This is a genomic window from Oceanisphaera psychrotolerans (assembly GCF_001870485.1).
In the GTDB taxonomy this organism is placed as follows: domain Bacteria; phylum Pseudomonadota; class Gammaproteobacteria; order Enterobacterales; family Aeromonadaceae; genus Oceanimonas; species Oceanimonas psychrotolerans.
Map to the genome: position 1 here is coordinate 68345 of NZ_MDKE01000005.1, position 22736 is coordinate 91080.

23 protein-coding genes and 2 pseudogenes are annotated in these 22736 nt (G+C 60.2%); 3 read left to right on the top strand and 22 right to left on the bottom strand.

The features are described 5' to 3' along the window. Complete coding sequence (locus BFR47_RS02205) at positions 1-1257, top strand: glutamate-5-semialdehyde dehydrogenase (RefSeq protein WP_071471553.1); 1257 nt, start codon at positions 1-3, stop codon at positions 1255-1257. Positions 1258-1321: 64 nt separating this feature from the next. Then, positions 1322-1750: a hypothetical protein gene (locus BFR47_RS02210; protein WP_071471554.1), complete on the top strand. Its 429-nt coding sequence runs from the start codon at positions 1322-1324 to the stop codon at positions 1748-1750. 78 nt (positions 1751-1828) lie between these two features. On the opposite strand, the gene BFR47_RS02215 is transcribed toward BFR47_RS02210, so the two are convergent. The 8 genes from BFR47_RS02215 to BFR47_RS02250 form a co-directional block, all read right to left on the bottom strand. Beyond that, the gene (locus tag BFR47_RS02215; protein WP_071471555.1) at positions 1829-2332 is read right to left on the bottom strand and encodes a protein disulfide oxidoreductase; all 504 of its coding nucleotides are present in this window, start codon (positions 2330-2332) and stop codon (positions 1829-1831) included. Beyond that, positions 2329-4380: a protein-disulfide reductase DsbD family protein gene (locus BFR47_RS02220; RefSeq protein WP_071471556.1), complete on the bottom strand. Its 2052-nt coding sequence runs from the start codon at positions 4378-4380 to the stop codon at positions 2329-2331. Before BFR47_RS02220 ends, BFR47_RS02215 begins: the two co-directional genes overlap by 4 nt. Before the next feature lie 52 nt (positions 4381-4432). After that, positions 4433-4789 carry a hypothetical protein gene (locus tag BFR47_RS02225; protein ID WP_245748765.1) on the bottom strand — a complete coding sequence of 119 codons (357 nt, stop codon included), beginning with the start codon at positions 4787-4789 and terminating at the stop codon, positions 4433-4435. A 20-nt stretch (positions 4790-4809) separates the two neighbouring features. After that, the gene (locus BFR47_RS02230) at positions 4810-5412 is read right to left on the bottom strand and encodes a LysE family translocator (protein ID WP_071471558.1); all 603 of its coding nucleotides are present in this window, start codon (positions 5410-5412) and stop codon (positions 4810-4812) included. Positions 5413-5514: 102 nt separating this feature from the next. After that, a complete protein-coding gene (locus BFR47_RS02235; protein ID WP_071471559.1) occupies positions 5515-6060 on the bottom strand; it encodes a YceB family lipoprotein in 546 nt (181 codons plus the stop codon). 98 nt (positions 6061-6158) lie between these two features. Further along, positions 6159-6596 (bottom strand): YaiI/YqxD family protein, encoded by a 438-nt coding sequence (locus BFR47_RS02240; protein WP_071471560.1) that lies wholly within the window; start codon positions 6594-6596, stop codon positions 6159-6161. Continuing rightward, positions 6596-6997, bottom strand: a complete 402-nt coding sequence (locus BFR47_RS02245) for a DUF2750 domain-containing protein (protein ID WP_071471561.1) — start codon at positions 6995-6997, stop codon at positions 6596-6598. Before BFR47_RS02245 ends, BFR47_RS02240 begins: the two co-directional genes overlap by 1 nt. 33 nt (positions 6998-7030) lie before the next feature. After that, the gene (locus tag BFR47_RS02250; RefSeq protein WP_071471562.1) at positions 7031-7228 is read right to left on the bottom strand and encodes a DUF2061 domain-containing protein; all 198 of its coding nucleotides are present in this window, start codon (positions 7226-7228) and stop codon (positions 7031-7033) included. Positions 7229-7442: 214 nt separating this feature from the next. Here BFR47_RS02250 and aroG point away from each other — a divergent pair, with 214 nt between their 5' ends. Then, on the top strand, positions 7443-8498 hold the full coding sequence (gene aroG / locus BFR47_RS02255) for a 3-deoxy-7-phosphoheptulonate synthase AroG (RefSeq protein ID WP_071471563.1): 1056 nt from the start codon (positions 7443-7445) through the stop codon (positions 8496-8498). Between the two features lie 369 nt (positions 8499-8867). Here the strand turns inward: aroG and lipA are convergent, their stop codons facing one another. From lipA to leuS, 14 genes and pseudogenes are all read right to left on the bottom strand, one after another. Continuing rightward, entirely contained in the window at positions 8868-9833 is a 966-nt protein-coding gene (gene lipA, locus BFR47_RS02260) for a lipoyl synthase (RefSeq protein WP_071471564.1), read from the bottom strand. Further along, positions 9830-10483 (bottom strand): lipoyl(octanoyl) transferase LipB, encoded by a 654-nt coding sequence (gene lipB / locus BFR47_RS02265; protein ID WP_071471565.1) that lies wholly within the window; start codon positions 10481-10483, stop codon positions 9830-9832. Before lipB ends, lipA begins: the two co-directional genes overlap by 4 nt. Before the next feature lie 9 nt (positions 10484-10492). After that, positions 10493-10756 carry a DUF493 family protein YbeD gene (gene ybeD, locus BFR47_RS02270; protein WP_071471566.1) on the bottom strand — a complete coding sequence of 88 codons (264 nt, stop codon included), beginning with the start codon at positions 10754-10756 and terminating at the stop codon, positions 10493-10495. A 176-nt stretch (positions 10757-10932) separates the two neighbouring features. Beyond that, positions 10933-12099 carry a serine hydrolase gene (locus tag BFR47_RS02275; protein ID WP_071471567.1) on the bottom strand — a complete coding sequence of 389 codons (1167 nt, stop codon included), beginning with the start codon at positions 12097-12099 and terminating at the stop codon, positions 10933-10935. Between the two features lie 71 nt (positions 12100-12170). Continuing rightward, on the bottom strand, positions 12171-12725 hold the full coding sequence (locus tag BFR47_RS02280; RefSeq protein WP_281245921.1) for a septal ring lytic transglycosylase RlpA family protein: 555 nt from the start codon (positions 12723-12725) through the stop codon (positions 12171-12173). A 255-nt stretch (positions 12726-12980) separates the two neighbouring features. Further along, complete coding sequence (gene mltB, locus BFR47_RS02285; RefSeq protein ID WP_071471568.1) at positions 12981-13952, bottom strand: lytic murein transglycosylase B; 972 nt, start codon at positions 13950-13952, stop codon at positions 12981-12983. Positions 13953-13964: 12 nt separating this feature from the next. Next, a pseudogene (rodA, locus tag BFR47_RS19250) lies at positions 13965-15006 on the bottom strand (rod shape-determining protein RodA). Positions 15007-15061: 55 nt separating this feature from the next. Next, entirely contained in the window at positions 15062-16954 is a 1893-nt protein-coding gene (mrdA, locus tag BFR47_RS02295) for a penicillin-binding protein 2 (RefSeq protein WP_071471569.1), read from the bottom strand. Between the two features lie 2 nt (positions 16955-16956). After that, complete coding sequence (rlmH, locus tag BFR47_RS02300; protein ID WP_071471570.1) at positions 16957-17427, bottom strand: 23S rRNA (pseudouridine(1915)-N(3))-methyltransferase RlmH; 471 nt, start codon at positions 17425-17427, stop codon at positions 16957-16959. Next, on the bottom strand, positions 17427-17768 hold the full coding sequence (gene rsfS, locus BFR47_RS02305) for a ribosome silencing factor (RefSeq protein ID WP_071471571.1): 342 nt from the start codon (positions 17766-17768) through the stop codon (positions 17427-17429). The genes rlmH and rsfS overlap by 1 nt, the downstream gene beginning before the upstream one ends. A gap of 33 nt (positions 17769-17801) precedes the next feature. After that, a complete protein-coding gene (gene nadD / locus BFR47_RS02310; protein WP_071471572.1) occupies positions 17802-18449 on the bottom strand; it encodes a nicotinate-nucleotide adenylyltransferase in 648 nt (215 codons plus the stop codon). Beyond that, entirely contained in the window at positions 18446-19468 is a 1023-nt protein-coding gene (gene holA / locus BFR47_RS02315) for a DNA polymerase III subunit delta (protein WP_071471573.1), read from the bottom strand. Before holA ends, nadD begins: the two co-directional genes overlap by 4 nt. Continuing rightward, positions 19468-19953, bottom strand: a complete 486-nt coding sequence (locus BFR47_RS02320; protein WP_071471574.1) for an LPS-assembly lipoprotein LptE — start codon at positions 19951-19953, stop codon at positions 19468-19470. The genes holA and BFR47_RS02320 overlap by 1 nt, the downstream gene beginning before the upstream one ends. A 90-nt stretch (positions 19954-20043) precedes the next feature. Next, positions 20044-22622, bottom strand: a pseudogene (leuS, locus tag BFR47_RS02325) (leucine--tRNA ligase). Positions 22623-22736: the final 114 nt, after the last annotated feature.

The window sequence follows — 22736 nt, forward strand, 5'->3', positions numbered from 1 at the left end:
ATGAATCTGGAACAGATGGGGCAGGCTGCACGCGCTGCCGCCTTTATCCTGGCCGAAACCCCGACGCGGGCCAAGAATCAGGCCTTGCTGACGATGGCCGATGCCCTCGAAGCCGCCGCCCCCGAGATCCTGGCTGCCAATGCCAGGGATCTGGAGGCCGCCCGGGAAAGTGGTATCGGTGAGGCGATGCTGGACCGGCTGATGCTGAATCCGGCCCGGCTCAAGGCCATTGCCGACGATGTACGCAATGTGGTGTCGTTGCCGGATCCGGTCGGCAGCGAGCTGGACTCCCGGGTGCTGGAAAACGGCATGCGACTGTCTCGCCGCCGGGTCCCGCTGGGCGTGGTGGGGGTGATCTATGAAGCCCGCCCCAACGTTACCATCGACATCGCCGCCCTGTGCCTGAAAACCGGTAATGCCAGCATTCTGCGCGGTGGTCGGGAAACCTTCCATACCAATCAGGAACTGGTGAAGGTGATCCGTCAGGCGCTGGCGCTGAACCGGTTACCGGAAGGCGCGGTGCAATATATCGGTGAGCCGGGTCGGGAGTGGGTCAGTGGCCTGCTCAAGCTCGACAAGTACGTGGACATGATCATCCCCCGTGGTGGCCCTGGCTTGCACCAACTGTGCAAGGAGCAGGCGACCATTCCGGTGATCATCGGCGGCTTTGGCATCAGTCATGCCTTTGTTGATGACGGTGCCGATCTGGTGCGTGCGATCAAGGTTATCGATAACGCCAAGACCCACAGGCCCAGCGCCTGCAACTCGCTGGATACCCTGCTGGTACACAGGGCCGTTGCAGCAGAGCTGTTACCTACCCTGAGCACCGCCATGGCGCAAAAGCAGGTGGAACTGGTGGCTGACGCCGAGGCGCTGGCGCTGCTGGGGGCGGGCCCGGCCAGGGTGCGGGCCGCCGTCGAAGGTGACTTTGACACCGAATGGCTGGGGCTGACACTGGGGGTGAAAATTGTCGCCGATGTGAACGAGGCGCTGGCACACCTGCGCGAGTATAATGCCAGTCATTCCGATACCATTCTCACCAGCAGCCTGAGCAACGCCGAGCGCTTTATCAACGGCGCACCTTCGGCAGCGGTTTATGTGAATGCCTCGACTCGCTTTACCGATGGCGCCCAGTTCGGCCTGGGAGCCGAAGTGGCGGTATCCACCCAGAAACTGCATGCTCGCGGCCCCATGGGGCTGGAAGAGTTGACCAGCTACAAGTGGATAGGTCAGGCAGATTATCTGATCCGTGACTAATCGCAAATTGCCGAGCAGACAAGTCGGCGGCCTTGCCGTTATTGTCTGGTGAAGAGGGAGTATTATGCCATCCAAGTTGTTGGATGCCCTGCTGTTGGCGATGCCGTTGTCACCGACTCTGGAGTCGTGGCGACAGTATCTCAAGAGCCAGTTACCCTATCCGGTACAGGGGGCTCAGACACTGTTTATCGGGGATCCTGCCCTGGTGATAGTGGTGTTTCAGCACGACAAGGCAGAGGTGCTGCTGCCGGCTATGGAATGGCGCCATCACGATATTCACACCGTCAAACCTCGTTCTCAGGGGGTCATCGATGCGTGTAGTGGCAGTCTGGAACAGTTGCTGGCGCTGGTGGAGGACACCATAGCGTTGAGGCTGAAATCGTTTCATGAATGCAGCAGCTGCGGTAAACGCTGCGCGCCCGAGGTGCTGGGTTCCCTGAAGGGCGAGCCCGTGTGCCGAGACTGTATCAAGGGCCGGCGAGTATTGTTCTGAAAACCGGGACCGGGGATGGATGACTCGGGGTTGAACCCGGTCATCAGTCCCTAGTCCCTAGTCCCTAATCCCTAATCCCTAATCCCTAATCCGGGCCAGCCACAGCCGCAGGTACATGCCCGGCAGGGTGGTGATGCCGGCGGTGGCAAAGCGCAGTTTACCCTGGCTGGCAACCATCAGGGTGGGCGTTACACTGACGCCCAGCGTCTGTCCCAGCCGATGATCCTCATCGTTGACGACCGCAAACTCATACCCCTTTTCCCGCACATAGCCGCTGACCTTCGCATCCGGACCCGAGGCGATGGCGATGCTGACCACGGGGGCTCCGACCATGTTCACCATGGGTGACACCAGTCGACAGACGCCGCACCAGCTGGCCCACACATATACCAGTACCGGCTGCTGCCGACTCATGGCATCGAGGTCCATCGCGTCGCCGTTCAGTGTGGTCAGGGGGCCCAGGGCCGCCACTTCGGTGGGCAGATCCCGACTGCGCCACAGATCCACCGCCGTGATCACGGTGACGAGCAGCAGCAGATAGATCAGCGCGGAGCCAAATCGTTTGCGCCAGGCCCGGCTCATGGCCGTGCCTCATTCAACGCATCGAGGACCTGACGGGTGGTCAGCAGTACGTCCAGCGCCTTGCCATGGGGCAGGCCGGGGCCAAACACCTGATTGAAGGGAATCCCGGCACGCTGGTTGGCATGCAGGTAGTCGGTAATGGCCGCATCGGGGCGAGTCCAGTCGCCCCGCATCAGTACCATATCTTCTTCCTGCAGGGCGGAGTAGACCGGATCACGCAGGGTCACTCCTATCTTGTTGGCCTGGCAGGTAATGCACCAGTCGGCGGTGATGTCGACGAATACCCGCTTGCCGGCGGCGACTTCGCGCTCGATACGCGCCGGGTCCAGCGGTTGCCAGTTGAGTTCACCTTTTACCGGGCTGACCCAGCGTGACTGGGTCAGCAAGGCGGTGGTGCCCCCGACGGCGCCCAGCAGCATGACACCCGCCAGACCGAACACCAGGCCCCGGCGGCCGTAATGGTGCAGCAAGGACCATAGTGGCAGCACAATCAGCACGGCGGCCAGCGACAGGGTAATGGTGCTGCCCAGCGTGGACTGCAGCAGCGACAGCAGCCACAGGCTGGTGGCGAGCAGCATCAGCCCGAACAGCCATTTCACCCTGATCATCCAGGGGCCGGGTTTGGGCAGCGAGCGGACAAAGCCCGGAAACAGTGCCAGCAGCAGCCAGGGCATGGCCATGCCCAGTCCCAGACCGGTGAAGATGGTGATCAGCACCAGCGGGGAGGAAGCCAGAGCCACCGCCACCGCGGTCCCCAGGAAGGGTGCACTGCAGGGGGTGGCGAGCAGGGTGGCGAACATGCCCTGCAGCAGATGGCCGCCGTTGCCATGGCCGGGACGGGTCGCCAGCCAGGTACTGATGGCGGCGGGCAGGCGCAACTCGAACAGTCCGAACAGGTTAAGCGAAAACAGGGCGGTGACCAGCAGCATGAAGCCGATAAAACCCGGCTGCTGGAACTGGATGCCCCAGCCGAGCTGGGCGCCGGACCAGGTCAGTACCAGCATGAAACCGGCCAGGGCCCAGAACGACAGCATGATACCGGCGGCAGACCATAGCAGGGGAGCGCGCACTTCGGCACGGGAGCGCTGACCCAGCAGCAGGCTGTTGAGTTTGAGCCCCAGCACCGGCAACACACAGGGCATGATGTTGAGTATCAGGCCACCGAGCAGGGCATAGAGCAATACCAGTCCCAGCGAGGGGACCGCTGTCGCCATCGGGGACAGGGCCCCGCGGGTGATGGGCCCGGCCAGCTCTTCGGCCAGTCCTTCGTCGGTGGCGGTGATCACCACCACCTGTCCATCCAGATCCAGCTCAGGATCCCAGCTGCCGACCTTGAAGCGGGCTTCCAGCCGGGTGTCGTCGACCGTCAGTTGTGGCTGACTGAAGATGCTGTTGTCGAGTTCGTCGACGAATACCGCCGGTTGTTGCCAGCCACGGAGATTGGTCAGGCTGATAGCGAGTTGTTTGGCGGCTGGGTCCCAGATCAGCGATTCGGCCTGCACCAGGCTCGCCGGCCGGGGGACCCGTGACACCGCCTGTTGGTATTGATGATTCAGCACCTCGTCGGTCGCCATCAGCGGCTCCAGCGGCAGTTGCAGCCGGTATTCGGTAAGCACGCAGATGGTGGTACAGCTGGGCAGGGTCAACCGGGCATCGAAGGTGACGGCCTGTCCAGCCTCGACCGGGGTCAGTTGCAGGGGAAAGTCGACCTCGTGATGGTAGCCCTGGGTTTCGACGCCGAGCAGGGTAAAACGCTCGGGCAGGGGCCACTGCCAGTTGACCGAAAGTAGGTTGGCGGAAGACTGCCAGTCCAGACGGGGCGCGATGCCGCCTTCGCCGGGAGAGCGCCAGTAGGTTTTCCAGTCGTCTTCCAGGCGTATCTGCAGCAGTGCAGGGTAATGATTATTGGCCGCATCATAGGGGCCGGTCTGTACCAGGCGCACCTGCACCGGGGGGTGCTCGGGTGCCTGCAGCCAGCCGGTGTCGGCAGCCTGCAGCGGCAAGGCGGCCGTTAACAGCAGGATGAAAAAGGTAAAGATTCTGATCACGAATAGGGTCTCCGGTGGATTAACGCAAGCTTACAAGATGGCGGCGTTAATCTCATTCCCGGAACACGCACAAGACCAGGTGTCGTCGTCGCTCGGCAAAAGGCCGGGGGGGAGGTCGCAGGCGGCGGTACCAGCGTGTTCCTGGCAGCGGCAGCCAGGGCAGCACCAGCAGCAAGCCGATCAAGAGTGGCTCCAGTTGATTCCACACTTTGCTCAGCAGCTGCTCAGATAGATCACACTGGCTTTCGTTATCGAGGTTGTCGGGGTGATCGGGGGCGGCGAGCTGGTCGGCGCCGCTCTGATGAGCCGAAGCCACACAGCCGGACACCAGGCCCAGTCGCTGGCTCAGGCACAGGCTGATGACCAGCAGAGCCATGGCCAGCGCCAGCCAGCCGGGTTGGCGTGACATCAGCCCACGGCCAGCCACCGTTAACCGATTGCCAGCCACAGGGCCACACCCAGCATCAGGCTGCCGGCGATGCGGTTCATCAGCTTGACCTTGCCTTTTTGTTGCAGTACCCGGCTCAGGGTGCGACCGCCACTGGCATAGAGCAGCATGCACATGAATTCCAGCACCAGTATGATGGACACCAGCCCCAGCAGCTGGCCGGCCAGAGGAGCCTGATTATCGATAAAGGGCGGCAACAGGGCGATGAAAAAGGCCCAGCCCTTGGGGTTGGCGATGGCGGTCACGAAGCCCTGGCTGATGAGGGTACGAGCCGGAATATGACGGGGGCCGGCATCCATCGGGTTCAGGGCCAGTTTGCCCCGGGAGCGCCACAGCTGAATGCCGAGCCAGGCCAGATAGAGGCCGCCGCCGTATTTGAGCAACAGGAACAACTGCGGATACTGCAGCATGATGGCGGCCACGCCGACCACCGCCAGGCAGGCCACCAGGCCCACGCCTGCCAGCTCGCCGAGCATCATCCACAGGGTGCGGCGCACCCCGACCGTCATCCCCAGCGACAGCGCCAGGGTCATGCACATGCCGGGGGTGACCGATACGAAGAAAAAGGTGGGAATAAACACCATCAAGACTGCGGTACTGATAGCACACCTGCCTGTTGTTCTGAGCTGATTGATACGAGTTGTCCGCCATTGTAGGCCAAATGCCGGACAACAGGCTATGGCTATTTAGTCGCTGAAGCGGGGGCTGAACACCAGGCGACCGGGGGCGATATCCATGGCCACCGGCGCCTTGCTCAGCCAGCTGTAACGACTGTCGTCGAGCCGGTAGACCGGCTGGTTTTCCAGCACGGCGCGCAGTAACTGCATCATGCCGGCGGAGGCGGCGGTCATGTCGCCCTTGTAGCCGAAGGCATCGACCTTGCTTTGCAGCAGTTTGAGATCTCGCAGGAAAATCGCATTCTGCTGGCGGTCATAGACCGGACGTCCTTCGATGGCCAGATCCAGCTGGGCCGGAAAGCGGGCTATCAGGGCATTGATGGCGGTTTCGCCCTGCAGGTTCAGGCGCACCACCTGACGGTTATCGGGGCCAATCTGCAGATCCAGGTTGTCGACCCGGGTCTCTACCAGGCCCTGGGTAAAACGAGGTGCCTGCTGTTCCAGCAGGGTATAAAGCGATTTTTCAATTTCGCCTTCCGACACACTGTACTGGCTGAGACCGGCACAGGCGCTGAGCAAAAGGGTGCTCAATGCGATAACAACAGACTTGAACATGGCATACCTCTGTTTTTAAAGACATGTGAAGAGTGAAGGCTGAGGCGAGAAGAGATATAACATGCTTCCCTCACGTCACGCTTCACACAGCAGCGTTTTCAACGCAACAACTGATCCAGCAGGTTGGCAAAGGCCTGACGATCGGCCTGATTAAGGCTGGGCGGCCCGCCGGTGTGCACGCCGCTGGACCGCATGGTATCCATAAAATCGCGCATGGTCAGCTTGGCCCTGATGGTGCTCTTGTCGAACGGTTCCCCGCGCGGGCTCAGCACCCGGGCGCCTTTTTCCAGTGCCTCGGCCGCCAGCGGAATATCGGCGGTGATCAGAATGTCGCCGGGCTGGAGTCGCGCCACGATTTCATCGTCAGCCACATCGAAGCCCTTGGGCACCTGAAGCTGTTTGATGAGTGTAGAACCCGGCAGCGGCAAAGGGTGATTGGCCACCATGGTCAGTTCTGTCCGGGTGCGCTCGGCGGCGCGAAACAGAATATCGCGAATGACCTTGGGGCAGGCGTCCGCATCTACCCAGATATGCATCAGTTATGTCGTCCCGCTTTTTTCTTGCGGTCGATGGCGTCTTGCAGTTCTCGGGGCTCGACCACCACGCCGGTGGCGTCGGAGGTAGGGAATACCGCCACCAGCAGCTCGTCGTCTTCCATGCCCGGCACCCAGCGGTTCAGCCATACCTGAAGGGTGAGGGCTTCCGGCTTGCACTGGCTCCAGTCGTCTACCGCCCATTCTTTGGCATAGTCCGCATGGGGCCATACCGGAATGCAGTCTTCGTCATCATCCGAGGTCAGCATCATGCAGCCGTGTTCGTCGGTGAGGATCCAGAGCTCGTCATGCTCGCACACCCGGGAAACGAAATGGTTGAAGCGCTCGTCATCACGCATGTTCTGGGCGGCGGCCTTGTCGGCGTCGGTCAGGGTATAGCTCATGGTCAGTCTCATATAAGGGATCTGAGCGCATGTTCACACCCCAAGCCCCGTGTTGTCCAGCTTGCTGCCAAATTTGTTCCAGGCCTTCTCATGAAAGAAATAGGCGACGGTATTGACCATCGGCTCCACCAGCGCGATCAGCCCGCCGACCAGCAGATCACCGGAAAGCAGGTAAGCGACACTGAAGGCGACGGTAAAGTGGACGAGGGCGAAGGTCAGGGTCTTGGGCATGGTGCAGATCTCTGGTTGGAAGATATTTAAATAATAACGATTATCATTTAAATATACAGTTGTTGTTTTTTATTCCTTCCATTGGCATCTCCTATCAAACAAATGCCGTCATCGGGCAATAGGGCGTTTACAGTCGCCCCCGCTCGGGATAGATTGAAAACCAGTCTTTTCGATAAAACGAGCCAGGGGCTCGGAATTGTAATCAGGGTTGCTCATGCATTTTCAAACCGACGATATCCGTATCAATGAAATCAAAGAACTACTGCCGCCGATAGCGGTGCTGGAGAAATATCCGGCGACCGATACCGCCTCGGCGACGGTGTTTGAATCGCGCCAGGCCATTCACCGCATTCTGGTCGGCGAGGATGATCGTCTGCTGGTGGTAATTGGACCTTGCTCCATTCACGATACCGACGCCGCCATCGAATATGGCAAACAGCTCAAGGCATTGCGCGATCACTATGCGGATCGGTTGGAGATCGTGATGCGGGTCTATTTTGAAAAGCCGCGTACCACCGTCGGCTGGAAAGGGCTGATCAACGACCCCTACCTGGATAACAGCTTCCAGATCAACGACGGCCTGCGTATCGGTCGTAAGCTGCTGCTGGATCTCAACGATCTGGGTCTGCCCACCGCCAGCGAATTTCTCGACATGATCACGCCGCAGTATCTGGCGGATCTGATGAGCTGGGGCGCGATCGGTGCCCGTACCACCGAATCTCAGGTACATCGGGAGCTGGCTTCCGGTTTGTCCTGCCCGGTCGGGTTCAAGAACGGCACCGACGGCACCATCAAGGTCGCTGCCGATGCCATCGGTGCGGCCAGTGCCTCGCACCATTTCTTGTCGGTGACCAAGTTCGGCCATTCCGCCATCGTGTCCACCGCCGGCAACCCGGACTGTCATATCATTCTGCGCGGCGGCAAGGAGCCCAATTACAGCGCCGATCATGTCGCGGCGGTGTGCGCGGGGCTGGAAAAAGCCGGCTTGCCGCAGAAGCTGATGATCGATTTCAGCCATGCCAACAGCAGCAAGCAGTATCAGCGCCAGCTGGTGGTGGCCGACGATGTCTGCGCCCAGCTGGCTGCCGGTGAGCAGGCGATCATGGGTGTGATGGTGGAAAGCCACCTGGTGGAAGGCCGTCAGGATCTGGAAGCGGGTGGCGAGCTGACCTACGGTCAGAGCATCACCGATGCCTGTATCGGTTGGAAGGATACCGAAGCCTTGCTGGCGCAACTGGCCGACGCGGTTAGCGCCCGCCGCAAGGCTTGAGCAGCCTGATAAGTCGTTATAAAAAGGAGCCGAAAGGCTCCTTTTTTGTTGTGGGCATGCTGAGCAGAGCCTGCTTGAAGCGGAAAGAGGCCAAAGGGCCAGCTCCGCCGACTCGCTGCAAGCACATCCATGTGACGCTCACACATGACATCCCTGTCATGTGATGGTCGGCTGAGCAGATCCCTTTGTCCTCACGCCTTGGCGTCGCCTGTTGGCAACGGCTACTGGCAACTCGATACCCAAAAAGAGACAACAGAGGCCGCCTCTAGGCTAGGCCTCTCAAATATGAGCAAATTAACGATTTCACACGTACTGTCGAAACAAAAAAGGAGCCTAACGGCTCCTTTTTTAAGGCGGAGGGTAGGGCAATTACTTGACTTCCACACCCTGGGCCTGCAGGTCCGCGTGATAGGACGAGCGGACGAAGGGGCCGCAGGCGGCGTGGTGGAAGCCGATGCTGTCGGCCACGGCTTTCAGCTCGTCAAACTCGGCGGGCGGCACATAGCGCTTCACCGGCAGGTGATGGCGGCTTGGCTGCAGATACTGGCCCAGCGTCAGCATGGTGACGTTGTGCTCGCGCAGATCCTTGAGCACGTCCACGATTTCTTCGTTGGTCTCACCCAGACCCATCATCAGGCCGGACTTGGTGGCCACCTGCGGGTGCATTTCCTTGAACCGGCGCAGCAGCTCCAGCGACCATTTGTAATCGGCACCGGGGCGGGCAACCCGATACAGGCGCGGGGCGGTTTCCAGATTGTGGTTGAATACGTCCGGCGGCGTGTCCTTGAAGATTTCCAATGCGGTATCCATGCGGCCGCGGAAGTCCGGAGTCAGGATCTCGATTTTGGTATTCGGGCTCTGCTCGCGAATGGCGCGGATACAATCGACGAAGTGCTGGGCACCGCCGTCGCGCAGATCATCCCGGTCTACCGAGGTGATCACCACGTATTTGAGACCCAGCTCCCGGATAGTCTTGGCCAGCTTGGCCGGCTCTTCCGGATCCACCGCCAGCGGGCGGCCGTGGGCCACGTCGCAGAAGGGGCAACGGCGAGTACAGATGGCGCCGAGGATCATGAAGGTGGCGGTGCCGTGGTTGAAGCATTCGGGCAGGTTGGGGCAGGACGCCTCCTCACAAACCGAATGCAGCTTGTTCTCGCGCATGATGTTCTTCAGGTTCTGTATGCGCTGATTACTGGGAGGAAGCTTGATCTTCATCCACTCCGGCTTGCGCAACACTTCCTCTTCAGCATCCGGCATGTACTTGACCGGGATCAGGGCCATCTTGTCGGCGTCACGCAATTTTACGCCGGGCTCGACGCGTACAGGTTTACTCATAATTTCAGTTTCTCTGTGGTGTAGTAGAGATGTTGATAGCCAAGCTGCTCTGCCAGCAAGGGTACCAGTCGGGACTGAGCTTCTTCCAGGGTCTGGGGTCCACCCAGGGCGCAACACTGCGTCATGGCCATGCCGGCATAACCGCAGGGGTTGATCCGCAGAAAGGGAGTCAGGTCCATGTTGACGTTAAGCGCCAGCCCATGAAATGAGCAGCCTCGGCGCACCCGCAGCCCCAGTGAGGCAATTTTACTGTCCCCCACATAGACGCCGGGGGCATCGGGTTTGGCATAGGCTTCTATCTGATAATCGGCGAGCAGGCTGACGATAGCGGTTTCCATGCCGGTGACCAGGTGGCGTACCCCCAGCTGTTTGCGACGCACGTCCAGCAGCAGATACAGTACCAGCTGCCCCGGGCCATGATAGGTGACCTGGCCGCCTCTGTCGGTCTGCACCAGCGGGATATCACCGACATTGATGATATGCTCGGCCTTGCCGGCCTGACCCTGGGTGAATACCGGCAGGTGTTCGACCAGCCAGAATTCATCGCCGGTATCGGCATCCCGCTGATCGGTAAAGGCCTGCATGGTATGCCATACGTGCTCGTACGAGGCCTGTCCCCAGTGCCTGACCGTAAGCTTCTCCTGCGGCATCACTATGTCCTAGAGTACGTACTTGACCAGATCCAGCTCACCCAGCTTTTGATACAGCAATTCAACCTGCTCTTTGCTGTGCACCGTGACCTGCACGCTGACGGCGTGATAAGTGCCTTTGCTGCTGGGACGGACCTGAGGACTGTAATCACCGGGGACATGCTGTTGCAGCACTTCCACCACCAAGTCGGGCAGGCGCTCATCGGCCAGGCCCAGTATCTTGAACGGGAAACGACAGGGAAAGTCGAGTAACTCATCAAATTTGGTATTCATGGCAACCTTTACAACGTGCGGTATTCGGGGCTGATGGACATTGTTCCATAACCTGATTCACATTTTTATCATAAAACCGCCGGTTTCGAAACCGACAAGTGACGGAGGCGCGACGGCCATGAAAAAGCCGGGAGCGTTTATTCTCCCGGCTGCTGGCTGAGTATCACCGGGCTCGGTCAGTTAAACATTCCCTGGATCAGCAGCTTGATATAGTCGATCAGGCGGCTGAACAGCCCACCCTGTTCAATGTCTTCCAGCGCCACCAGCGGTATGGTCATGACATCCTTGTCGGCCAGCTTGAGGTGCAGGGTGCCCACTTGCTCCCCTTTGGCCAGCGGGGCCTTCAATGCCTTGTCGAGGGTAAAGTCGGCCTGCAGGCTTTGAGCCTGGCCGCGGGGAATGGTGACCGCGACAGTCTTTTCCACGCCAAGGGCGACGGTGTCTTTGTCACCCATCCAGATCCGCTGATCCATCAGCTTGCTGCCCGCCTGATAAGGAGTCACGGTCTGATAGAAGCGGAAGCCGTAGGTCAGCAGTTTCTTGCTCTCGGAAGCGCGCATCCGTTCGTTGGACGCCCCCATCACCACGGCAATCAGGCGCATGTCTTCCTTGGTGGCGGAAGACACCAGGTTGTAACCCACGGCTTCCACGTGGCCGGTCTTGATGCCGTCTACATTCAGCGACTGGTCCCACAGCAGCGAGTTGCGGTTGTGCTGGGTAATGCCGTTATAGTTAAAGGATTTTTCGGAATAGATTTTATATTCTTCCGGCACATCGCGGATCAGCGCCTGGCCCAGCAGCGCCATGTCGTAGGCGGTGGTGTACATGTCTTCGCTGTGCAGGCCGTGCGGGGTCACGAAGTGGCTGTCGTTCATGCCCAGACGAGCCGCCCAGGCATTCATCAGGTCGGCGAAGGAGTTGACGCTGCCGGCCAGGTGTTCGGCCACGGCCACGGTGGCATCGTTGCCGGACTGAATGATGATGCCCTTGTTCAGCTGCTCGATGCTGACCTGCTTGCCGACTTCCAGAAACATCACCGAGGAGCCGGGGAAGTTCTGGGCCCAGGCCGCCTCGCTCACGGTGACCATGTCTTCCCGCTTGACCTTACCTTCCTGCAGGGCCTGACCCAGAATGTAGGAGGTCATCATCTTGGTCAGGCTTGCCGGCGGCAGTTTTTCGTCGGCCTGGTGAGAAACCAGTACCTGGCCACTGGCATAATCCATCAATACATAGGATTTGGCGGCGATGGCCGGGGCCTCGGGGATCATGGGAGCCTGGGTCTGCGCCTGACCGGAAAAGGATACAAAGGCGGCGAGCAATAAGGGGGAGAGAGTTGTAACCATTCGCATAACGTCTGTTGGATCCCTGTATAAATAGGCAATAGCTGCCGGTGCAAGATGAAAAATAAAACCGATTAGTTCAGAAAATACGCCTGAGCATAGCCTTCGGCAAGCAGTCGGGTCAGGGTATCTTGTGTTTTGTTGGCCGGAATGGGTCCCATCTGCAGACGGTACCATTCCGACTGGCGCTCAACCCGGGCGGGGAAACCATACTCTTTGCTCAGGCGGGCAGCAAGTTCCTTGGCCTTGTCGGCGGAACGGGTGGCCAGCAGCTGGATATGCCGGCCATCGGCCACCTGGGCCAGACGACGTTCATTGCCGCTGGGGGCCACCTTGATCAGCTCTACCCTGACCGGTGCCGTACCGGTATTGAGCATGCCCAGTTTGTAGGCGGCGGCATAGGACAGGTCGATCACCCGACCGTCGTGGAAGGGGCCGCGATCATTGACCCGCACTATTACCTGCTTGCCGTTTTCCTTGTTGGTGACGCGTACAAAGGAAGGCAGCGGCAGGTTCTTGTGGGCGGCGGTCATGGTGTACATGTCATATACCTCGCCGTTGGAGGTATGGTAACCATGAAACTTGGCGCCGTACCAGGAGGCCATGCCCTCGTCCTGGTAGTTTTCCACCTCCTGCCATACCTCGTAATCCTGGCCCCAGACATTGTAATTCTTGTTGCCCTGGCGGGTATAGGGCTCATAACGAGGTACCGCGTCCTTGACGTGATCCAGATTAGGAGCCTTTCCGGGCGGCTTGTCCTGGCGCAGGCTGTAGCGGCCACCGGCGGTTTCCCGATCGTAGGCATCGTCCTGATTCTTGCCCTGGCCTGCTCGGGGGCAGAGCTGCAGGCGGCGAGCCCGAGCAGGGCCAGCGGCAAAACGGATTTAGAGAGACTGTTCATGGGCCTGCTTGAGCTGTTCACTGAGTTGATAGACCGCCATGGCGTACAGAGGGCTGCGATTATAACGGGTAATCACGTAAAAGTTATGTCGTACCACCCAATATTCCGGGCCTTCAACCCCGTCCAGACGGATCAGTTTGACCGGGGTATCCGCATCCAGTTCCTGCTCCACCAACACGCCGGCGGTGGCCAGCTCGGCCCAGCTGTGACTCAGCTCCAGTGCCGGGCTCAGCAAGGCGTCGGCGGCGACGGTATCGGTCACCCGGGCCGGGTAGGCGACATCGTCCCCCAGTTGCCATTTATGCTGATGAAAATAGTTGGCGACGCTGCCGATGGCATCCACCGGCTGGAACAGGTTGCGCTCGTCGTTACCGTCGAAGTCGATGGCATAGTGGCGGTAGCTGGAGGAAATGAACTGACCCATGCCCATGGCACCGGCGTAGGAGCCTTTCTGCTCATCCAGCGACCAGCCCTGTTCTTTGGCCAGTTGCAGGTAATTGGCGAACTCCGAACGGAAGAACTCGCCCCGGGGGGGATAATGAAAACCCAGGGTGTACAGCGCATCCAGCACCTTGTGGCTGCCCATGTGGGCGCCGTAGAAGGTTTCGACCCCGATGATGGCGGTGATGATTTGTGCCGGCACCTGCAGTTCCTGCTCGGCCCGGGCCAGCAATTCGGCGTGTTGCTGCCAGAACGCCAGACCCTGCTGCAGCCGCTTGTCGGTCAGAAAGATGGACCGGTACTGATGCCAGGGCTTGGCCTCTGCCGGCCGCGTCATGGCATCGATAATCGACAGCTGATAAGTGGCTTGCGCCATGGCATCGTTCAGCTCGGCGACGGGCAGTTCGAACTTTCCGGCCAGCTCGTCGAGCCATTGCTGTTGCTCCGGATCAAGCTCCGCGGCCGTTACCGAGGTGGTCAACAGCAAGGCGGCAGAAAGAAGAGCTAGACGCATTCGGTAATCCTTTTATTTGGCCAACAGGCGCTTATGAGTATGCACGGACATCAGGATGCCAAATCCGGCCATCAGTGTCACCATGGAGGTCCCCCCATAACTGATTAACGGCAGCGGTACTCCCACCACCGGCAACAGGCCGCTGACCATGCCGATGTTGACGAACACATACACGAAAAAGGTCAGGGTCAGGGCGCCGCCGAGCAGGCGGGGAAAGGCGCCCTGGGCCTGCATCGAGATATAAAGGCCACGGCCGATGATAAAGAGATAGAGCAGCATCAGCAGGCAGACGCCAACCAGGCCGAACTCCTCGCTCAGTACCGCAAAAATAAAGTCGGTATGGCGTTCGGGCAAAAACTCCAGTTGAGACTGGGTGCCCTGCAGCCAGCCCTTGCCCCAGAGCCGCCCGAGCCGATGGCGATCTTGGACTGGATGATATGATAACCGGCGCGAGGGGATCGCTTTCCGGATTGATCAGAGTCAGAACCCGTCGTTTCTGATAGTCGTGCATCAGAAAAAACCACAATGCCGGCAAAAAGGCGGCGATGGCGACGACGGCGGCCAGGATCAGTCGCCAGGACATGCCGGCCAGAAAAATGACGAAGAAACCGGAGGCTGCCACCAGCAGAGAAGTGCCCAGATCCGGTTGTTTGGCGATCAGCAGGGTGGGGAACAGCACCAGCCCCAGCGCGATAAACACATGCAGCAGGCTGGGCGGCAGCGGATAGCGGCTGATATAGGCGGCTATCGTCATCGGCATCACCAGCTTCATAATTTCCGAAGGCTGGAAACGGAAAGAACCCAGCTCCAGCCAGCGCTGGGCGCCCTTGCCGATATCCCCCACCAGCAGTACCAGCATCAGCAGTATCACCCCCAGAATAAACACCGGTGGCGCCCAGCGGCTGTAAAAGCCGGGAGGCAACTGCGCCAGTACCATCATCACCACCAGCGACAGCCCGATGCGCGTGCCCTGGCGAGTCAGGGAGTCCAGGCTTTCGCCGGAGGCGGAATAGAGAATGGCCAGGCTGGCACCGAGCAGGATCAGCAGGGCCAGCAGCAGGGGCCAGTCCAGATGCAGAATTTCCCATAACGAGCGACGACGCTTATGTTTATTCATTATCCTGTTTCTCGCCTTCTGTGTTCTGGAGTGGCTCGGGGATCATGTAGAGATCGAGCAGGGCCCGGGCGACGGGGGCGGCGTAGGAGCTGCCACCACCGGCGTTTTCCAGCACCACCGAGACCACGACTTCCGGCTTATCGAAGGGGGCAAAAGCCACGAACAGGGCATTGTCGCGCAGGTGCTCCTTGGTGTTGGCGTGATCATACTGCTGATTTTCGGCCAGGCTGAACACCTGGGCGGTACCGGACTTGCCGCCGGCCTTGTAGGGGGTATCGGCAAAGGCCCGGCGAGCGGTGCCTTCCCGGCCGTTAATCACCCGATACATGCCGGCGAGGCCGACGTTCCAGAAGCTGTCCTGTTTCAGCTTGATGGGTTCGCCCTTGCTGACCGGCATGGCAATCATGCCATCGGGCCCGGCAATGCCGTGCAGCAGTCGGGGATGAATGGTTTCGCCATGATCCGTCATGATGGCGGTCGCCCGGGCCAATTGCAGTGGGGTGGCGGTCCAGTAGCCCTGGCCGATGCCGACCGAAATGGTGTCTCCCTGATACCAGGGCTGTTTGTGGCGCGCCTGCTTCCAGTCGCGGGAGGGCATGGTGCCGCTGGCTTCTTCGTGCAGATCGACCCCGGAAAACTGGCCAAACCCGAAGCGGGTCATGTAGTCGTTCAGATTATCTATGCCCACCCGGTAGGCGAGATCATAGAAAAAGGTATCGGCGGAGATTTCGATGGCCCGGTAAACATCCATCCAGCCGTGGCCCCAGCGGCGCCAGTCGCGAAATTTGCGGCTGGTATTGGGGATCTGGAAAAAGGGGCCACCGAAGAAGCGGGTGTTGGGGGTAATGGCGCCTTCGTTCAGACCCATCACTGCCAACAGCGGCTTGACGGTAGAGGCCGGCGCATAGATGCCCTGGCTGGCCCGGTTGATCAGCGGGCGATCCGGGTTGTGCAGCAGATCCCGGTATTCCGGGCCGCTGATACCGTGCACGAACAGGTTGGGATCGTAGCTGGGGCTCGATACCAGCGACAGTATCTTGCCGTCTTTCGGGGTCATGATTACGGCCGCCCCCCGGCGACCGGCCATCAGTTGCTGTGCCTGCTGCTGCAGAGCCACGTCCACGTTGAGGTAGATGTCACTGCCCGGTATCGGGGGCTGATACTTGAGGGTGCGGATCACCCGGCCGCGGTTGTTGACTTCGACTTCCTGGTAACCGGCCTGGCCGTGGAGCAGATCCTCGTAATAACGCTCCACTCCCAGCTTGCCGATGTCCCGGGTGGCGGCATAATTGGGCAGCTTGTTGTCTTCCCGCAGCCGTGCCACGTCCTTGTCGTTGATGCGCGCCACATAGCCGATCACATGGGTGAAGGTGTCCCGGTAGGGATAAAAGCGCTTGAGGTAGGCCTCGATGGAGGCACCCGGATACTGGTGCTGATTGACGCTGAACAGCGCAACCTGCTCTTCGCTCAGGCGGTTGACCAGTACCACGGGGTTAAAGCGGCGCTGGCGGCGCACGTCGGCCAGAAAGCGGGCTTTGATTTCGGGATCGAGATCGAGCAGCGCTATCAGCTCGTCGACGGTGGCGTCAAGATCTTCGGATTGCTCGGGCGTGATCTCCAGGCTGTAGATGGGGCGGTTTTCCGCCAGCAGCACGCCGTTGCGATCGTAGATCAGGCCTCGGGTCGGGGCGATGGGCACCACCTTGATGCGGTTATCGTTGGAGCGGGTCTGATAAATCTGGTGCTGGTTGATCTGCAGGTGATACAGATTGGCGAACAATATCCCCATCAGCAGCACGATGCCCATAAACGCAATCACCGCCCGGCGCCAGTACAGGGATGATTCGGCGCCGTGATCGCGCATCTTTACCCGACCTTTTGCCATGCTTACTCTCGGTGATAGGGATGGTTGTTATTGATGCTCCAGGCCCGGTACAGGCTTTCGGCAGCGACCACGCGCACCAGCGGATGGGGCAGGGTCAGTGGCGACAGCGACCAGGACTGCTCGGCAGCAGCCTTGCAGGCGGGTGACAGCCCTTCGGGGCCGCCGATCAGGATGGCTACATCCCGACCGTCGAGCTGCCAGCGGGTGAGTTCGCCGGCCAGTTGCTCGGTGGTCCAGGGACGGCCCGGAATATCGAGGGTGACGATACGCGCCGATTTGGACACGGCCGCCAGCATCTGCTCGCCTTCGCGTTGCAGAATACGGTCGATATCGGCATTCTTGCCCCGTTTACCGGCGGCAATCTCGACCAGTTCGAGTGGCAGATCCCGGGGGAAGCGTCGTTGATATTCCTGAAAACCGGCGGTTACCCAGGCCGGCATCTTGGTGCCGACCGCCACCAGTTGCAATTTCATCAGGCCACGGCTCCGACGCTGTTGCCACCCCAGAGTTTTTCGAGCTGGTAAAAATCGCGGGTTTCTTCCTGCATCACATGCACGATGACGTCGCCCAGATCGACCAGCACCCATTCGCCGGCGTCTTTGCCTTCCACACTCAGCAGGTTCAGGCCGGCGTGTCTGGCTTCGGTGGCCAGATGTTCGGCGATGGAGTTGACATGACGGCTGGAGTTACCGGAGCAGACGATCATGCAGTCGGTGATGCTGGATTTACCGCTGACGTCCAGAACCTGGATATCGCGGGCTTTGAGATCGTCGAGCTTGTCGACAATAAAGGCGTGCAGTTCTTGACCTTGCAAGGGAGGGTCTCCTCAATTCTACGTGAAGGCGGATTATAACACGGGCCTCTGATAGAGTCCCTTGTCTCGAATATAGTCCGCGACCGGTTCAGGCAACAAATACTGGGCATTGTTCCCGTTCCGGATACAGTCACGGATCTGGGTGGAAGAAATGTCCAGTTCCGGATTGTCGAACAGGTAGATACAACCACTCGGGCGACGATGCAGTTGCTCGCTGTCCTGGGTGCCGTGGCGTTGGTAGAGCGCGGTGACGGCGGGATTGAAGTCGGGACGCCAGCCGGGTCGGTGACTGACCACCAGGTGGGCATGGTCGAGCAGCTCCTGCCAGCGATGCCAGCGGTCGAGGCTGCACAGGGAGTCCATACCCATCAGAAAACACAACGGTGTGTCGGGCAGTTCCTGACGCAACTCGATCAGGGTCTCGATGGTGTAGGACGGGCGGTTTCGTCTGAGCTCCCTATCGTCCAGAGTCAGCCCCGGGGTCTGTGCGGTCGCCAGCCGGACCATGGCCAGCCGGTGTTCCGGCGCGCTGTCGGGGGTGGCTCTGTGGGGGGGGATATAATTGGGCAACAGCCGAACTTCGGCCAGTTCCAGCCGTTCCAGAATATGAATGGCGGGGCGCAGATGGCCGATATGAATGGGGTCGAAGGTGCCGCCCAGCAGGCCGATGGCTTTGGTCATGGATTGATGGCCAGAGGTTGATTGTCAAGAAAGCCGACGCAGAGGCTGTAGAGCCAGCGCCAGGCCTCGTCGTCATCGAAGGCGGCAACGGCACGGTCGGCGGCGGCCAGCATGGCCTGCAGCTGTTGCAGTTTTTCCAGCGGCAATCGTCCCAGCGCCGCCTGCATCAGTGGTTGCCGGCTGGACCAGACATGCAGCGCCCCGGCAAGTTGATGAAACGACTGACCGCCCTGCAAACCCAGCTGCAGTTGTTGCAGGGTGTTCAGCTCCCGGGCCAGCAGATGGCACAACATGCCGGCTTCCACTCCTTCCTGGCGCAGCTGCAGCAGGATACGGCAGGCGCGTTTGACCTTGCCCTGCAACAGGGGGTCGAACAGCTGGAAGGGATTGAACTGATGGTGGGGCTGTACCTGTTGCTGCAGCAATGCCAGCGTCAACGGCTGCGGCAGGGCCTGCAACGCCAGTTTTTCAATTTCGCCCGCCACCGCCAGCAGGTTGCCTTCAAAGGCATAGGCCAGCCAGTGCAGGGCCTCGGGGTCGGCGCTCATGCCATGATGGTGCAGCCGTTGCGCCAGCCAGCGGGGAAAATGGCGGGCATCCGGGGTAAAAACCGGCACCTGGGGACCAGCCGCCGCCAGCGCCTTGAACCAGGCGCTCTTTTGCTGCTGCTGGTTCAGGCGGGGGCCGGTGAGCAACAGCAGTAAATCGCCGTGGCACTGCCCCAGCAATTCGCGCAGTCGATCCGAGCCGGTCTTGTCGAGCTTGTCCGGCAGATGCAGCTCGATGATCTGCCGCTGGCTGAACAGGCTCATGGACTGGCTGGCCGCGAAAATACCGTCCCAGTCCAGCCCCTCGTCGGCATCGAACCGATGACGTTCGTCGAAGCCCAGGGTACGGGCGGCCTGACGCAGGGTGTCTAGCGTTTCCTGCTTCAGCAGCGGCTCGTCACCATAAATGAAGTAACAGGGAGCCAGCCCGGCCTGCAGATGCTGCGGCAGTTGTTCCGGGTAGAGGCGCATCAGAACGACAGACGATTGAGCTGACGTATGATCTGTTTGGCGGCTTCGATTTCCATCTGCTCGCGCAGTTGCTGTTGTTCGCGGCTCGATGCCAGCGCCTGCTCGGATTTATCGAGGAAGCTGCGGTTGAAGGTGACGTTAAACACCTGGCGTGGCTGCTCGGGGATGTCGATGGTAAAGCGGGTACTGAAACGGGTCGCGTATTCGAGCGCTTCGACGCTGGTATTGACCGAGGCGACGCTGTTGCTTTGCGTCAGGGGCGCTATGGTCAGTATCGGGGTGAGGGCGTCCGGTTCGACCAGCTGTACGCCGGCACGTTGCAGCCGGGCCGAGACCAGCCGGTAGAACTGGGTCTTGTCGTCGCCGACCAATGCCAGTCGTTGCAGTTCAGGGGGCAGGTTGTCGCCGCCCCGGAGCTGAAAGCCGCAACCGGCCAGCAGCAAGGTCAGCACGAGCAGTATTCCTGCCTTGATTCGAGTGAGCATGAAAACTCCTTTAAAAGCGTCGAAATGAGGGGCGAAGCGTGAGGAGTGAGATGTAATTCCTCACGCCCGACTCCTCACCCCTCAGGTTTCTTAGTTGGCGACGATGTTCAGCAGTTTGCCGGGCACGTAGATCACCTTGCGGATGGTCTTGCCATCCAGGTGACGCGCCACGTTGTCGTCGGCCTGGCCGGCGGCTTCTACCGCCTCCTGAGTCGCATCGGCGGCCACGGTGATTTTACCGCGTACCTTGCCGTTGACCTGCACCACCACCAGCTTCTCGTCTTCCACCAGGGCATCGGCATCGGCTTCCGGCCAGCGGGCGTGGTCGATGTCGCTCTGGCCCAGGGCACGCCACAGTTCGAAACAGGTGTGGGGCGCAATCGGATGCAGCATGATGGTCACCGCTTCCAGTGCTTCCTGCAGCAGGGCGCGATTCTGGGCATCAGCATGTCGACCTTGGCCAGCTTGTTCATCAGCTCCATGATGGCGGCAATGGCGGTATTGAAGGTCTGGCGACGACCCACATCGTCGCTCACCTTGGCGATGGTCTTGTGCACATCCCGGCGCAGGGCTTTCTGTTCGTTGTTCAGTGCCGCCAGGTTCAGTGCTTCCGGCGCCCCCAGCGCCTGGTGCTCGAACACCAGTTTCCACAGGCGCTTGAGGAAGCGCAGCGCGCCTTCCACGCCGGAATCGGACCATTCCAGGGTCATGTCGGCGGGCGAGGCGAACATCATGAACAGACGCACGGTGTCGGCGCCGTACTTGTCGACCATCACCTGCGGGTCGATGCCGTTGTTCTTGGACTTGGACATCTTGGTCATGCCGGTGTGCACCAGCTCGCGGCCCTCTTTATCCAGGGCGCGTTTGACCCGGCCCTTTTCGTCCCGCTCCAGAGTCACATCCAGCGGGCTGACCCAGGTGCGGGCGCCTTTGTCGTCGGTATGGTAGAAGGCATCGGCCAGCACCATGCCCTGGCACAGCAGACGCTTGAACGGCTCGTCGGACTCGACAAGGCCGGTGTCGCGCAGCAGCTTGTGGAAGAAACGGGCGTACAGCAGGTGCATACATGCGTGCTCGATGCCGCCGATATACTGATCCACCGGCAGCCAGTAGTTGGCCTTTTCCACGTCCAGCATGCCCTGATCGTAATCCGGGCTGCAGTAGCGGGCATAGTACCAGGACGACTCCATGAAGGTGTCGAAGGTGTCGGTTTCGCGCCGTGCCGGCTGGCCGTTGTAGCTGGTTTTGGCCCACTCGGGATCGGCCTTGATCGGGCTCTGGATACCGTCCATCACCACGTCTTCCGGCAGCAGTACCGGCAGGGTCTCTTCCGGTGCGCCCACCACGGAACCGTCTTCCAGATTCAGCATCGGGATGGGGGCTCCCCAGTAACGCTGGCGGCTCACGCCCCAGTCGCGCAGGCGGAAGTTGACGGTGCGGCGACCGAGATCCTTGGCAATCAACGCATCGGCGATGGCATCGAACGCCTGTTCGAAGTCGAGCCCGTCGAACTCACCGGAGTTGAACAAGACGCCTTTTTCGGTGAAGGCGGCCTCGGAGATATCCGGCTCGCTGCCATCGGCGGGCCGGATCACCGGCATGATGTCCAGACCGTACTGGGTGGCGAACTCGTAGTCGCGCTGATCGTGGGCGGGGACCGCCATTACGGCGCCGGAGCCGTAATCCATCAGCACGAAGTTGGCGACCCAGATGGGCACCTGTTTGCCGGTCAGCGGGTGTACCGCGTACAGACCGGTGGCCATGCCCTTTTTCTCCATGGTGGCCATTTCGGCTTCGGCCACCTTGTGGTGCTTGCATTCGTCGATGAAGGCGGCCAGTTCCGGATTATGCTCGGCCGCCTGGGCGGCGAGCGGGTGACCGGCGGCGATGCCGACATAGGTCACGCCGAACAGGGTATCGGGGCGGGTGGTGTAGACCTCGAAAGACTGTTGCTGGTCGGCCACCGCAAAGCTCAGGGTGACCCCTTCGCTACGGCCAATCCAGTTGCGCTGCATGGTCTTGACCTGCTCGGGCCATTCTTCCAGGTTGTCGATATCGCTGAGCAGCTCGTCGGCGTACTCGGTGATCTTGATGAACCACTGGGGGATTTCTTTCTGTTCCACCGGGGTGTCGCAGCGCCAGCAGCAGCCATCGTTGACCTGCTCGTTGGCGAGCACGGTTTCGTCGTTGGGGCACCAGTTGACGGAAGAGGTCTTCTTGTAGACCAGACCTTTCTCATACAGCTTGGTGAAGAACCACTGCTCCCAGCGGTAATATTCGGGGGTACAGGTGGCCAGCTCCCGATCCCAGTCGTAACCGAAGCCCAGCCGCTTGAGCTGGTTCTTCATGTAGTCGATGTTTTCATAGGTCCAGGGCGCCGGTGCCGTCTTGTTGTTGATGGCGGCATTTTCCGCCGGCAGGCCGAAGGCGTCCCAGCCGATGGGCTGCAGCACATTTTTCCCCTGCAGCCGTTGGTAGCGGGAGATAACGTCACCTATGGTGTAGTTACGTACATGCCCCATGTGCAGTCGACCCGAGGGGTAGGGGAACATGGACAGGCAGTAGAACTTGTCTTTGCCCGGCTGTTCTGTGGCCTTGAAGGTCTGCTGCTCCGCCCACAAGCGTTGCACTTCGGGCTCGATGTTCTGGGGAATGTATTGCTCTTGCATTAGTGACATCCGGATCTGTGAAATGGGTGAAAAACCGTGGCGATAAATCGCCATAGAATACCCCAGGGGGGGGAGGGCAACAATAGCCGCACCGCCAGGGCTTGGTATCCAAGG

Bases quoted from the DNA above. Each gene is read 5' to 3' on its own strand.
- BFR47_RS02205 (WP_071471553.1), top strand. From the start codon at position 1: ATGAATCTGGAACAGATGGGGCAGGCTGCACGCGCTGCCGCCTTTATC.
- BFR47_RS02210 (WP_071471554.1), top strand. From the start codon at position 1,322: ATGCCATCCAAGTTGTTGGATGCCCTGCTGTTGGCGATGCCGTTGTCA.
- BFR47_RS02215 (WP_071471555.1), bottom strand. From the start codon at position 2,332: ATGAGCCGGGCCTGGCGCAAACGATTTGGCTCCGCGCTGATCTATCTG.
- BFR47_RS02225 (WP_245748765.1), bottom strand. From the start codon at position 4,789: ATGTCACGCCAACCCGGCTGGCTGGCGCTGGCCATGGCTCTGCTGGTC.
- BFR47_RS02230 (WP_071471558.1), bottom strand. From the start codon at position 5,412: ATGGTGTTTATTCCCACCTTTTTCTTCGTATCGGTCACCCCCGGCATG.
- BFR47_RS02235 (WP_071471559.1), bottom strand. From the start codon at position 6,060: ATGTTCAAGTCTGTTGTTATCGCATTGAGCACCCTTTTGCTCAGCGCC.
- BFR47_RS02240 (WP_071471560.1), bottom strand. From the start codon at position 6,596: ATGCATATCTGGGTAGATGCGGACGCCTGCCCCAAGGTCATTCGCGAT.
- BFR47_RS02245 (WP_071471561.1), bottom strand. From the start codon at position 6,997: ATGAGCTATACCCTGACCGACGCCGACAAGGCCGCCGCCCAGAACATG.
- BFR47_RS02250 (WP_071471562.1), bottom strand. From the start codon at position 7,228: ATGCCCAAGACCCTGACCTTCGCCCTCGTCCACTTTACCGTCGCCTTC.
- aroG (WP_071471563.1), top strand. From the start codon at position 7,443: ATGCATTTTCAAACCGACGATATCCGTATCAATGAAATCAAAGAACTA.
- lipA (WP_071471564.1), bottom strand. From the start codon at position 9,833: ATGAGTAAACCTGTACGCGTCGAGCCCGGCGTAAAATTGCGTGACGCC.
- lipB (WP_071471565.1), bottom strand. From the start codon at position 10,483: ATGCCGCAGGAGAAGCTTACGGTCAGGCACTGGGGACAGGCCTCGTAC.
- ybeD (WP_071471566.1), bottom strand. From the start codon at position 10,756: ATGAATACCAAATTTGATGAGTTACTCGACTTTCCCTGTCGTTTCCCG.
- BFR47_RS02275 (WP_071471567.1), bottom strand. From the start codon at position 12,099: ATGGTTACAACTCTCTCCCCCTTATTGCTCGCCGCCTTTGTATCCTTT.
- mltB (WP_071471568.1), bottom strand. From the start codon at position 13,952: ATGCGTCTAGCTCTTCTTTCTGCCGCCTTGCTGTTGACCACCTCGGTA.
- mrdA (WP_071471569.1), bottom strand. From the start codon at position 16,954: ATGGCAAAAGGTCGGGTAAAGATGCGCGATCACGGCGCCGAATCATCC.
- rlmH (WP_071471570.1), bottom strand. From the start codon at position 17,427: ATGAAATTGCAACTGGTGGCGGTCGGCACCAAGATGCCGGCCTGGGTA.
- nadD (WP_071471572.1), bottom strand. From the start codon at position 18,449: ATGACCAAAGCCATCGGCCTGCTGGGCGGCACCTTCGACCCCATTCAT.
- holA (WP_071471573.1), bottom strand. From the start codon at position 19,468: ATGCGCCTCTACCCGGAACAACTGCCGCAGCATCTGCAGGCCGGGCTG.
- BFR47_RS02320 (WP_071471574.1), bottom strand. From the start codon at position 19,953: ATGCTCACTCGAATCAAGGCAGGAATACTGCTCGTGCTGACCTTGCTG.